This window comes from Paenibacillus ferrarius, from assembly GCF_002027705.1.
GTDB classification, from domain to species: domain Bacteria; phylum Bacillota; class Bacilli; order Paenibacillales; family NBRC-103111; genus Paenibacillus_E; species Paenibacillus_E ferrarius.
On the sequence record NZ_MBTG01000050.1, the window covers coordinates 1 to 13210 of the forward strand.

At 38.9% G+C, this 13210-nt stretch carries 10 protein-coding genes and 2 pseudogenes; 10 read left to right on the plus strand and 2 right to left on the minus strand.

Translation table 11 applies throughout. The annotated features are described in order from the left end of the window. Positions 1–301: DDE-type integrase/transposase/recombinase (locus BC351_RS34420; protein ID WP_208629893.1), on the plus strand; the 301-nt coding region annotated here is incomplete at its 5' end. A gap of 93 nt (positions 302–394) precedes the next feature. Beyond that, positions 395–539, plus strand: a pseudogene (locus BC351_RS34425) (ATP-binding cassette domain-containing protein); the annotation flags it as partial. Positions 540–593: 54 nt separating this feature from the next. Here the strand turns inward: BC351_RS34425 and BC351_RS44490 are convergent. After that, positions 594–1006 (minus strand): annotated as a pseudogene (locus tag BC351_RS44490) (DDE-type integrase/transposase/recombinase); the annotation flags it as partial. A 15-nt stretch (positions 1007–1021) separates the two neighbouring features. Further along, positions 1022–1288, minus strand: coding sequence for a hypothetical protein (locus BC351_RS44495; protein ID WP_425270958.1), 267 nt, complete (start codon positions 1286–1288; stop codon positions 1022–1024). A 1212-nt stretch (positions 1289–2500) separates the two neighbouring features. On the opposite strand from BC351_RS44495, the gene BC351_RS34435 reads away from it, so the two are divergent. From BC351_RS34435 to BC351_RS34470, 8 genes are read left to right on the plus strand one after another with little or no spacing between them, the layout of a single operon-like run. After that, a complete protein-coding gene (locus BC351_RS34435; RefSeq protein WP_079419615.1) occupies positions 2501–3913 on the plus strand; it encodes a hypothetical protein in 1413 nt (470 codons plus the stop codon). A 34-nt stretch (positions 3914–3947) separates the two neighbouring features. Beyond that, entirely contained in the window at positions 3948–5147 is a 1200-nt protein-coding gene (locus tag BC351_RS34440; RefSeq protein ID WP_144028618.1) for a RidA family protein, read from the plus strand. A gap of 11 nt (positions 5148–5158) precedes the next feature. After that, positions 5159–6904 carry an NHL repeat-containing protein gene (locus tag BC351_RS34445; protein WP_079419619.1) on the plus strand — a complete coding sequence of 582 codons (1746 nt, stop codon included), beginning with the start codon at positions 5159–5161 and terminating at the stop codon, positions 6902–6904. Positions 6905–6959: 55 nt separating this feature from the next. Continuing rightward, positions 6960–9548: a PEP/pyruvate-binding domain-containing protein gene (locus tag BC351_RS34450; protein WP_158082329.1), complete on the plus strand. Its 2589-nt coding sequence runs from the start codon at positions 6960–6962 to the stop codon at positions 9546–9548. A 28-nt stretch (positions 9549–9576) separates the two neighbouring features. Next, positions 9577–11358 carry an asparagine synthase (glutamine-hydrolyzing) gene (gene asnB, locus BC351_RS34455; protein WP_079419623.1) on the plus strand — a complete coding sequence of 594 codons (1782 nt, stop codon included), beginning with the start codon at positions 9577–9579 and terminating at the stop codon, positions 11356–11358. A gap of 23 nt (positions 11359–11381) precedes the next feature. Continuing rightward, the gene (locus tag BC351_RS34460; RefSeq protein WP_079419625.1) at positions 11382–11909 is read left to right on the plus strand and encodes a histidine phosphatase family protein; all 528 of its coding nucleotides are present in this window, start codon (positions 11382–11384) and stop codon (positions 11907–11909) included. A 17-nt stretch (positions 11910–11926) separates the two neighbouring features. Further along, on the plus strand, positions 11927–12184 hold the full coding sequence (locus tag BC351_RS34465) for an acyl carrier protein (protein ID WP_158082330.1): 258 nt from the start codon (positions 11927–11929) through the stop codon (positions 12182–12184). Next, positions 12181–13140, plus strand: a complete 960-nt coding sequence (locus BC351_RS34470) for a BtrH N-terminal domain-containing protein (protein WP_079419629.1) — start codon at positions 12181–12183, stop codon at positions 13138–13140. The genes BC351_RS34465 and BC351_RS34470 overlap by 4 nt, the downstream gene beginning before the upstream one ends. Positions 13141–13210: the final 70 nt, after the last annotated feature.

The window sequence follows — 13210 nt, forward strand, 5'->3', positions numbered from 1 at the left end:
CACCTTGGATAAAAATCCAGCATATCCACCAGCCATACAAGAATTAATAACTGAGAAATCCCTACCAAAAGAAACCTTGATTAGACAGACAAAGTATCTAAACAACATTGTGGAGCAAGATCACCGGTTCATAAAAAAAATCACAAAACCAAATCTCGGTTTCAAATCGTTTCTTACAGCGGATCAGACGTTAAAGGGAATTGAGGCTTTACATATGATAAGGAAAGGGCAGGCCGATGATAATTCGACTGTCCTCACTGCTGTTGAATGGCTAAATAAGATATTTGATTTAGTGGCATAGACAAACTATACTTTGTCGGGTAACTGCGAACTTTTTTAAATCCTTGCACCAAAACCCTTAATCCCAATTGAGCATGTTAGCAAATTTTATCACATGGGTGGGGAAACGATTCAGGCGTTGGATGACATAACGCTGGAAATTGCGCAAGGCGAATTTTATTGCTATTTTGGGGCCGTCAGGCTTAGGAAAGTCCACGCTGATGAATATCATCGGCTGTTTGGACGTTTCGGATGAAGGCTTGTGGTGCAAGAATAAAAATGGATAGCAAATACCCAACAAAATTGTAATTTAACTATGCCACTATACCAAATATTTTATTGAGCCATTCAACAGCAGATAGGACAGACGAATTATTTTCGGCCTGCCCTTTCCTAATCATATGTAAGGCCTCGATTCCCTTCAACGTCTGTTCGGCAGTGTGAAACGTTTTAATACCAAGATTTGGTTTTGTGATTTTCTTTATGAATCGATGATCTTGTTCCACAATGTTGTTTAGATACTTTGCCTGTCTAATTATTGTTTCTTTTGGCAGGGCTTTTTCATTTATTAATTCTTGTATGGCTGGTGGATATGCCGGGTTTTTGTCCGTGGTAATTGATTATGTGGCGAGGCCAAAGCTTTTGTAAAGAAACGCTTAGCTGCCGGCATTTCTCGATTTTCAGATAACATAAAATCATTCGTTTTCCCCATAGAATCAACCGCTCTATATAAATACTTCCTTTAACCTTTGACTTTGATGTACGTTTCGTCCGTTCTGTACGAATAATTTGTTGGTTTTAGATAAGGGCGGATTCGTTTGTCTATTTCGGGCCCAAACTCATGGACCCATCGCATAATCGTCGTATGGGAAATCTCTAATCCCCGCTCGCTCATCATTTCTACGATTTCTCGATTGCTTAAACTATATTTTAAATACCATCTCACGGTTAGTAAAATGATTGCTGATTCATATTGCTTCCATTTAAATAAGTCCAATTTGTTTTCCAAAGTAAGTTGCTCCATCCCATGACTTCATTATCAATTACGTTATCATGAATTGGAGCTTTGCACCACAACCGAAATATTTTTTTACGATCACTATCAGTTTATTATTAAACGGAAATAAAAACCAGAATATCCACGTATCTTCTCTTTTTTACTTAATTATCATTGTCAATGACTTCGACGGAAGGAACTATTTCCCTCCGACTTTATCAAAATTTAATGAAAAAGACACTAGAGGGTGTCTGTTGAGATCCAACAAACTCACTTTCTCATAACGAATTTATTATGTTTGATGCAATTTCCATCTACTCATTATCTTATTAAATTCACTTTCCAAACCCATCTCATGTAATTAATTAAAGTATTGGAAAAAAAAGAAGATAATTATAACCCTCAATAATGGAAAATTTACCCTATGAAAAAAATGTTTAATTTGGTATAGTTAGGAACGTGAATGTTAAAAAATCCCATAAAATTAATATTAGGGCGGAGAGAAACGTATTTTAGGGTCTTGAAGTTTTAAGTTGACCGTCGTTGTACTATTTTCTCCCGCTTTTAGTATAGTAATTTTATTCGCGGTGAGGCTTGTCCTATTAAAAAGGCTTAGTTATTATTCATGATGATTAAATCATACTACCACAATTCCGACAGTTTTATGTTCTGCTCATGGAACCTTCCATTTTAAGCTACCGTGTATTTTCCTATCAAAAGTAAAAGAACAACCGGGCAGATGGCGTCCGTTGGAGCCATCTGCCCTACTGCTCCCGTGTTCGAGGCACGCTTTCTGAAGTCAACCTATATTGGGATTTGCATTGATCAATCCTAGCAAAAGCATCTAAAGATATTATCAAAAAATAAATGGGGAAATCTTGATCTTTCAAATAAACTCCGAGTTCAAGAAGTTGAAGAAATCAAAAAACTCACCCAGTGTTGGAATGATAGGAGTAATGGTGAGATGAGGAGCCTTATCCCACCTGCCTTGGCGAGTACAGAGAGGCTACTTAAAATAAAGGGGGGCAGGCATTGTGCAATCAAAAGGGATTCCAATAGTTAACCCCCGAGTAACTGGTTATCTGCAATAAAAGAAACACCTACTTGGAACTCGAATATTATTGGCTGTATTTTCGATAATAATCGACACGAACAGTTAGGTATAATCGTTCAGTGTTGCTCAAGCAACATATCAACACGTTAAGGGGAGGAATCAAAGCACTTATGATTAAACTCGCTTTGGATAAAAGGGTCATACCAGTAAACATGGGAAACAAAGTAAGAGATGCATTCGACAATTCGATCATTTTTTACCTTATAAATCGAAATGACCAACGGCCATTCTTTGTCAATTTTGTTGTTATTGATTTCGAAAATAATCAATTAAATTACTTTGATACATATCTGGAAGAAAACATAGAAGTGATTAATCATCACCCCGACCAAGCAAATTTGACTCTCCAACGAACGCCACATCGTACAGTAACCATTACCGCAGGGGAAAATTTCTTTACATTTATCCAGGAAGAACAATACTTCTATTATGTAAATTATAAGAACCAATACGTACTGATCTACACCTTCGATGACTTCATTAAAAATAAAGATTATAAACTTTTGAAACTGAGCTCAACCAACTATCAAGACACGGATAATCCGAACTACTTGTATTTATCGGCGATTGATGAAGATCAGGCGCTACACATTTACCGAGTTTCGTTAAATCTACAAGAAATAGAGGAAATTCATGTTTTACCGAATCAAACTGTTCCTCCACATACCCTGCGAAAGTACAGAGATATGCTGCTGTTAAGCCATGATTTTGGAAACGCTCAATTCATTAATCAAAATTCAGGAAAAATGATAAGCTCCAGTAATTTTGCTATGTCTTTACAGAAGAGAAAGATGTTCAAAGAAAGGCAGATGAGAGATCAAAGAGAAGAAGAGTGGCGAAAAGTCTTGATAAGTGAAGTATTTAATGAGAGCTATGAAGAGAATCCAATTACCTGTGCAAGTGGAGAAGTGCTCACGATCAATCTTAACAATATGGAAGAGCACTATTACAAGACCAACGGAACCTCACCTGCCCATTTTGAAATCGATGAGAAAACGGATCATATTTATGTTTCGTCCCATAATTTCTTTGTTTGGAACGGGAAAAACATCTATGTGGAACCTGCTGTACTTGATAAATTTCAAATAGAGAACGGCAAGCTGAAGCTAACAAAGTCATTCTCACATGAAACAGGATACCGTTTCACATCTCATAAGTTTTTTTACCATCAAGGAAAGCCCTATATGTGCACATTCGGCCAGCCCAACCGACTTTTCGTCATCGACGCCGAAGATATGCAATTGGTTTACTTCGAGGATATTGGTCAGGACGAATTATCTAGCCAATCAAGTATAAGGGATTATATTAATGACAGGGTGAGCGAATTCGAAATTGTGGGTGTCGAAGTAAGCCAAAATGGGAATTATATAATTTTTGTTTGTAATGAGTTTATCTATCTTTACGATTTTCTCAAAAGAGAGATTATTCAAAAAGTTCCTTATATTAATAATTCTGATGATAAGCACTTGTATGTAGGGTTAGACCAGTACAAAATTCGGACTAACCACATCGATTATTTATAAAAATACGGAATTACCAATTTACTGGGAGGATAGAATGATGAGTACCCAATTGATAGAACTGGAACTTACAAAAAATTTGATCAAAATTACAACTGTAGATGAGACGGAATATTTCATTACAATCAGCTTTGAACAAAAAAGCGAGAAGCAAATGGAAGATCTTGATCAGGCATATCAGGCTGCTTATAAATTTTTGTGTAAAAACGACATTGAGATTTTTCATGAGCGAGTGTTTGGAAGCGCATCACTTTACGAAACGTTTGATGCCATGCGTCAAAACCATGTGAGGACTTATTTTAATAAGGTAGAGATTCCATATACGTATGTTGGTGCTCCCCCCTTTTGGGGCGAAGGAATCGCGGGTATTATTTTACACGGTATAAATGCAAAAAAGAAGGGAGGGACAATTAGGGACGTAGAGTTCGAAGGTCAGATTTGTGGAAGAATGTACGAGAAAGAATCCGATAAAAGACTGATGCTTAGCGCGATTTTTCACAATGAACTTCGGGATAAGAGTTATGAACAAATTTACCATACCTTTTGCAAAATTAATCAAATTCTAAATGGAAACGGGTTAAACTATAGAGACGTCATCCGTACTTGGATTTATATTCCGCAGATTCTCGACTACTATGATCAATTTAACTTGGGCCGAAATAGGTTCTTGGAAGAATTGAATATTATTCCAACAAGGGATAGTATCCGTGACTTTGATTTTGAAAATATATTTATGCCGGCGAGCACTGGCGTCGGTTGTGAAAATCCATATACAAGTGGAGCTTTATTTGACGTTTACGCCATTTCCAAAAACTTTGAATCGGAGATTAAAGTTTCTAATGAAACTGGCAGCAAACAAAGATCAGCTTATCGGTACGGTTCTGCTTTTTCTAGATCCCTTATTGTTCACCAACAAGCGTGCGACCATTTGTTTTTATCAGGTACAGCCTCTATCGACGACAAAGGAAATACGATCCATTTAGATAACATTGATCTTCAAATCGGAGAAACCTTTAAAGTAATAAATTCACTCGTTCAAGAGGCAGATATGAATGTTGCAGACTGGATGGAAGGGACAGTATTTCTCAAAAAAAGCGAGTATGCACAGGCCTACATGAAGAACATTGAAGAAAATCAAGTGCTAAACCCTCCCGTGATTCTTTGTGTAGCAGATATTTGTAGAGAGGATCTTCTGTTTGAGATTGACGGCATTTTTGCGAAAAAGAAATGGTTGTAGGAGGGCCTGTTATGGAGCAAGTAGTGGATGTGGAGTACAAACGAATTACATTTACGAAAAACCATGTGGAGATAAATAAAGATCATTTTATTTGTAGCCAATTTGCAACAGCTATAGATGACAATCATTTCTATATTTCGCAATATCGCGATATCAACGCAAAGTATCCGAAAGGATTCATCGTAAATCGAAATAGTCAGATTATTTGGAGTACTTTAGAGTTAGAAAAAAGGTATACCATTATCAGTTCAAATGTCACTTATGACAAAAACGTATTGCTGTATGTTAAAAATGAACCGTATGACTTAATCGAATTATCATTAAATGGGCAAATCGTTAATACGTACAATATGAAAATCCATGGCGTAAAAAGCATGTACTTTTACTATAAGACCAAGCAAAATACGATCCTCCTCTCTTCTATTCAAGATGGTCGAATTTTGGAATTAAGTGAAACGAATGAGGTTCTATTCGAATACTGCCCTGGCAAAGAGATCTTAAGCGAGCCGCGATGTGTATTTCCAACAGAATCAGGCCATTTTTTAATTGCGGATTCAAAGCATCATTACATTATGATGATCAACAGAAACAAAGAGATGATTTGGTCTTACGGAGAAAAAAACAATCCAGGGTTTGCCCCAGGCCGATTAATGTACCCGTACATGGCTCTTGAATTGCCGAGCGGTCATATTTTAATAGCTGAGCACCAGGCAAACAGAATCACCGAAGTGTCGTTAAACCGCGAAATTGTGTGGCAGTATGGGAATAACCCAGTAGATGAGACTACGTCACCTAGAAAAAATTATTTAAATGGCCCCAATTTTGCACAAATGTTGCCCAACGGTGAATTGGTCATTTCCGACTCAATGAACGGTAGAATTCTTGTTATTGATCGAAATTATGCGATTCATTTCAAGTATGGTTTAACGCCCAAAGACTATCATATCCTCAATTTCCCAAGGAGTGTGCAGCTTTTAAAGAATGGCCGTTTTTTAATTGCTGATTCTAGAAATGATCGCATTGTTGAAATGGATCGTACCGGTGAAATCTATTTTGAATACGGGAATGAAGCTGTCTTTGCCAATAGGACGTTAAAATGGCCGAGATGCGTGTATAAAGATGAGAAGCGAAATCACTATTTAATTAGCGACGGATTTAATCAGCGTTTTATAATTATTGATCAGAACAAAAAAGTATTAAACGAAATCAAGTCCATCACCTATCAAACAGAAGCTATACCACTGCGTGATCCCCACTCCGTTGAAAGTCTACTTGATGATAAATTATTAATTACGGATTCGGGTTCGAATATTGTTTGCATTATTGACCGTAATGGACAAGTTAATTGGATGTATTCAAATGAACAATTTCCACTAGACGACCCTCACTATGCTACGGTTAGCCGAGGCAATTCCATCTATATCGTAGATACAAACCATAGTCGGCTGATCGAGGTAGATCTCAGTACCAATACAGTTTTGAACGTCATAGATGCAGTTTATACAAAAGATCATCGAAAAATAAAATTAAATAAACCCAAATGGATTGATCTAATTAGTGAAAATGAGCTTGCAATTCTGGATTCGCAAAACAATTATCTCATGGTTGTGAATATCTCGGATAAAGCCCATCCAGTAATCGAACAGATGACCGATCCTACGATTTGTAATTCAAGGTGGGCTTACAGACAGGATCAAGCTTATTACATTAGTGACTTTTGGCAACATGATCTCATTCAAGTTACTTTTAGCAGGTAGATGGTGGCGTTCGTGCACTATCCGCAGAATTCTATATGAAAAGAGCGAAGTAATCATGATCAGTGAAAATGTTAAATTTGTTCCTGGTAGCGATACATTACCGAGCCTACTTTCCTTCGAACAAGTAGGTGATGAGAATTGGGCGAGAGTTGGGAACAAGGCATATAATTTAGCTAAACTACAAAAAGCCGGACTGCCTGTTCCAGAAGGCTTCTGTATTCCAATAGAAGTGTATAAGCACTATTTGCAATATGATGAAATCTTGCCTTGTATTGCGGATGAAATTGTCAAAGTAAAGCAGAATCTAGGTGGGAAAATTGCGATTAGAAGTTCTGCTAATATTGAAGATGGAGATAATCTCTCAATGGCAGGTGTGTTTGAGTCTTGTTTTGTCTATAACGATTATGACATCATCGACACCATTAAGAGAATTTTTGAGCAATCCAGATCAGTCGAAGTGGTGGATTACTTAAAGATTCACAACATTGAGCATCATGAATTGGAGTTGGCATTAATCGTTCAAAGGTTGGTCGAGTCGGATTATTCAGGGGTTATCTACACTGGAGTAAATGACGGGCAGCTTCTTGTTCAATATTTTAATGGGTTTGATTCAAATTTGCTGGATGATGGTACGACTAAGGGGAGTTCCATTCTAATTAACACGGATGGGTATATTACAACATCCAATGGTTTTGATTTAAGGCCATTATCCGCAAAGCTAATTCAAGAGATCTACCACTATTCTACATTTATCAAAAACCATTATGATGGCATCAATCAGGATATCGAGTTTTCCTGTAAGAATGACAGGGTATATATTTTACAAACTAGGCCCATGTCTTCCCAAATGGGGAATATTTATATTCATGAAACTCCGGCAGAATGTCTAGAATCAACGAAACAAAAGTTATTAAACCTTGTACAAGCCGAAAAGATTGAACTAGGAACGAATACTGCTATTTTTAGCGACGCTAACTATAGCGAATTATTACCTAGCCCGAAAGAAATGGATATTGGGCTCTATACATATATTTTTACAGGTTTGGATGGTATCCCGGGGGCCACTCAAAAAGCTAGGAACGAAATGGGATACTTAAATAGTGACGAGTCTATTGGCATTATCTCCTATATAGGGGGGAGAACATACTTTAGCATTTCAAGGAATGCTGGCCTCTACCATATTGGATTTCCAGCAAGCAAGCAAGCGTATTTCTCGACACTGGTCAATGAATACTTAGAGGCGATCGAGACGGATCCGCTAAAGGGGTCTTATCCGCAAATGGGATTGTATCTTCAAGATCCGACTCTCGAGGATTTAGAAAAAAGATTTGGCGATAACGCACAATCATATTTTGAAGTGTATCAAAGGTTCGTGCTGAATATGGATCGTTTGGCCGAACAATTCATTTCATATTTCAAGGGAGTCGAAGCTAACCAAATCAGTCAGTATATTCATCGGAAAGGCGGCATTCATTTAAGTAAACTCTCGGCAGAAGAGCTTGTTGAGTATTGCGTCGATATTTTTGAGCATCTTCGAACGAAAACTTGTATTAATTTTGTTAAATCAGCGAGGTTAGGATTTTATTACTCGCAAAAAGTCATCAAGTTGCTTCAGAGTCGGTTTTCAATGGATCGAGAAGAAGCGGACAAGCATTTCTCCAAACTCACTCAGGGCTTGAATGATAGCGCGATTACCAATATGAATATTTCTCTGGCGGAAGCGGGCTCTGATGAAGAAGCCTTAGCTATTGCAAGAACATCAATTGGCCATTTTAGTACGGGGGAGATGTTAGAGATTAGGCATCTGCGCATGAAGGATGTACCCAATGCGCTGGAAACCTATGTGAGCGGAATACGCAAATCTGGACAATACAAAGAATTGTTCACCAAGCAGAAGAACGAAAGAATGTTGTTGCAACAGCAGCTCCTTAGCATGCTTGATGGTGACGAGCGGGATGAAGTCGATCAAATTTTTCGTCACGCACAGACCTATATGGCTCTTCGTGAAACGATCAAATATCTACTTTCTATGGAGTATTCTCTAATTAATGATGGCCTGGAGCAGCTGGAAAAGGAATTGGGGATGAACCCAGGAGATATTTATCATCTATTCCCAAGAGAGCTCGTGAAGCTCGTGCAGGATCCTACAACCCTTATTCATTTAATAAAATCGCGCAAACAATCTTTTGAGAATTACAAAAAGATGGAGATGCCTAGTGTAATTAGAGAATCCGATATTCCCAATCTTACATTAGTTGAAGAGATTACTGCGGACTTCGATGAAGTAACGGGCAGTTTTTTGGCCCAGGGGCCGGTCGTATGTGGTGTCATTCTCAATCTCGATGAGTTTGAAACCTTGGAACAAGCCTACCAAACCATGCTCGGATATCTAGAGGAACGTACGCCAATAATTTTGGTCGCTACCCAAATGAATCTAACACATGACCCATTTATCGCGATATCTGACGGTTTAGTCATTGAAAAAGCCGGCATCGTTGCCCACGGGGCCCAGAGGGCTAGAGAACTTGGAAAAGGGGCAATTGGCGGAATCAGGTCTGCCATTTTGAAAACTGGAATGACTGTACGCTTTGATCCCGATAAAAGAAATTTAATGAAAATTTGTAATCTAGATGCGATGAATTAGATTGCTTCGTATTTCAGGAGGTACATTCATGTGTAGCATTTATGGAATGATGTTCTTTGAGCCTGTCCATCCAGATACCCTCAAAGCCAAAATGGAAAAAATGGCGGAGGTTTCGCAGCACAGAGGTCCCGATCAAAGCGAGATTGTTGTATTGGATCAGGTGGCTATAGGTATGAACCGACTATCCATCATCTCGCCAGAAGAAAATTCAACCGTGCAAAAGGATCGCTATCAGAAGCGTTACGCCGTACTAAACGGTGAAATTGTAAATTACAGAAAGTTACAGGGCATGCTGGCGAATAAGCCGACGCAAAATTGTGATAGCGCGGTCATTTTACCTTTGTATGAAGAGTATGGACGAGACTTTATAACTAAATTAGCAGGCATGTTTGCAATTTCCATTTATGATGAGAAGAGTGGGACTTTGCAATTATGGCGCGATCCACTGGGCATTAAACCGTTGTATTACTATTTCTCGAATGAATGTGTCATTTTTGCTTCTGAAATTAAAATGATCTACGCTGTGATGGACGAAAAGCCGATGGTAGAGTTCTCTGCTGTGGATCATATTTTGCGATATCGTCTGCATCCCAGCAGCACAACGGCCTTTAAAGGGATCTGCAAGGTGCTACCAGGAGAGACGATTGTAGTGAAAGATCGCAAACTGACAAAAGAGCGATATTGGTCTTTGCAACCGAATCAAAACGTTTACGACGATAAATACGGAATCGAACAATTCCGAGAATTATTTATTCAAGTGATCCGTGAAAATTGTTATGCGGATGTTCCTGGTGGTTTTTTCACCTCAGGAGGTTTGGACTCATCCTTAGTGACTGCTGTTGCACTTCGGGAGAAGATGTCGTCGTATCAACAGCCCATATCTATCCGATTCTCTCCCAATTCAGTCATCGATGAGAAGTATGGCGCAGTGCTAGAAGCCTATCTTGGTAAAAAGTTTGAGTGGGTGACGATTACTGATGAGCTGGCCAGACAAACTCTTTGGGATCTATCCCACTACTTGGACGAGCCTCTTGAAAATCCGATTCATGTAGGCACGTATTTGATGGCTAAACGAGCAAAGGAAATGGGACTTAAGTCTGTCCTGACCGGTGACGGTTCCGATGAATTTTTTTTAGGGTATGAAAGACATGCAATTTGGTTTAATCATCCTAATCCGGCTGCTGGCTATTCTGCGTTACATTGGACAATGAGACCGGAAGACGCCACTCAGCTGTATAAGCCTCATTCAAAGGCACTCGTAAAAACAATGGTTAACGGAGATAATCAATCCATTGAGCCTTTCAGGGATATGACTCATGCATTACTCTATGAGCGCGGTGAGCGCCTTCCCGAGTATCACAATATGAGATTGGATCGCATGACCATGGCTCATGGCATCGAAGCCAAAGTTCCATTTTTGGATCATCGCATTGTAGAGTTTTCTCTGAACATTCCAACGAACAAGTTGATTGGTATAGAGGGGAAGGAATGGCTAAAGAATGTCGCGTCCAAATGGCTGCCATCGGATCTAATTCATCGTCAAAAGGTTTTATTTCCCAGCTTGCCGAATCAGTGGCTCTCCGGAAAAGGAGGGGAATGGGCAGCAAGCATTTTACTGGATTCCTCTGCAAAAGTCACGGATTACTTGGAGAGATCGGTTATGGAGCAATATATGAAACAGCATATGACAGGTGAAGTGGAACGCGGGAAATTGCTATGGGCCTTATTGTCTTTAGAGTTATGGTTTCAAAATATAAGTGGTTGGGGAAAAAGTAACTCTTACACGCCTATTAATCTTCATTACCATTAAATTCTGCGATAGAGGTTAGAAAAATGACATTATATGTAACGAGGCACGGCCAAACGGAATGGAATTCTGAAGAAAGAGTTTGTGGGACTTCCGACATAAAGTTAACGGACAAAGGTGTAACACAGGCTGCGGAGCTTGCAATGAAGCTTGGTGATTACAAAATAGATATGGTGTTATCTTCGCCTTTAAATAGAGCCAGAACTACTGCAGAGATCCTAGCTAAACAATGGGGTGGGGAGGTTGTGTTGGATAGTAGACTATCCGAGCAGAACTATGGCATCTATGAAGGGGTCTCTCGAAGTGATGAAGGCTTTAAATACGCAAAAAAACAATTCCCGGGGAAGATGCTTGGTGGAGAGTCCGTATTTAGAGTCGTGCAGCGGGTTTATAATTTGTTGGATGACATTAACAATGGGCATCACAGTAACGTATTGATTGTTGCACATGGAAGTGTATGCAGGGTCATTCATAGTTATTTTAATGATTTATCGAATGAGGAGTATAGTGCGTATTATATAAGGAATTGTGAATTGAAGGAATATCACTTTTAGGGGGCTTAAATTTTAAATTGAATACTTACCAAAAAGTTCTTGAATTAGTGGCTACATACTCGGAAATCGAAGAGAAGGAAATCGGCCCCGACCTACGAATTTTTGACGAGTTTTTTGTTATGGATTCGTTTGCGGCGATTGAGTTTGTTCTTAAGCTCGAACAAGAATTCGGCATAAAGATCGATGATGATGATCTAGACATGCAAAAGCTGCAAACGCCAAGAATGATTGCACAATATGTTGAAAACAAAAAAACATGGTGTAGTAGGGAATGAGTTTGGTTATGCAAATGCTGAAAAAGTATGAAGATAAATACTTGCATTGTCAGACAGCCAAGATTGTAAGTTACCTCATGAAGCATAACGTCAGATGCGAATTGCTGTTTTATTGCGCGTTGGAAAGCACGAATGAGTTATATCAGAAAGTTGTACTCGACGGTGTGAAAATATGGAATTATCCTTCTCGGTGTCTCAATAAAGCCGATTTATCAGTTCTAGGTGTGGAGGCTGAACGGAAAATACTTGAGGGATCGGCGTATTTGAACGAAGAAATTCATGATGTGTTAGCAAGTGGAAGATCTGTTCTTTTGAATTGCGATACGTTTTTCTTGCCTCATCGCAAGGGAGAGTATCAAAAGAAGCATGAGGATCATTGGATCTTTGTTGATCATTACGATGATATCCAGGATCAATATGTTATTTTGGACGACAAATCAAACCATGTAGGTGATTTCTTAGCCTACACCTATTGTGGCGATTTGGTAAGGGAAGCATTTGACCACTCGAGGCGCATTATTAAATATTATCAGTTTGCTGCGGCTGAAGATAACTTCAAGAACATATTACTTCAAAGAGCTGCGACCTACATTGCAAACTTTGAGGACGATGGTCTCCTGTTTGACCATATCGGCAATCTATTGCGTAGCTTGGAGCCTGGCAAGATTCTCATCCCTGAATCTATTGTCTCTTGTCTGAATTTTCTATCAGGTTCGCGGTTTCTAACTGCCATGTTCCTTGACTATATCGGAGAGCAGGATCTGGCTCTAACGTACAAGCAGATTAGCGAAGAGACTCTAATCATCAGGCAATTAATGATTAAGTTTATGATTAGCGGTCATTGCGATTTGCCTCAGATCTTATGGAAGCTGGATCAACTCAAACATAAAGAATTAACCGCGATCGTCGGAATGAAAAGAAGCGTGGTTAAGGGAGTGAGTCAACATCATTCTTAACAAGCCCAAGATCCATCAATCTAGAACCAATTTTATGAATTGCCGAGAATATTTGATCGGGTACTTTCTA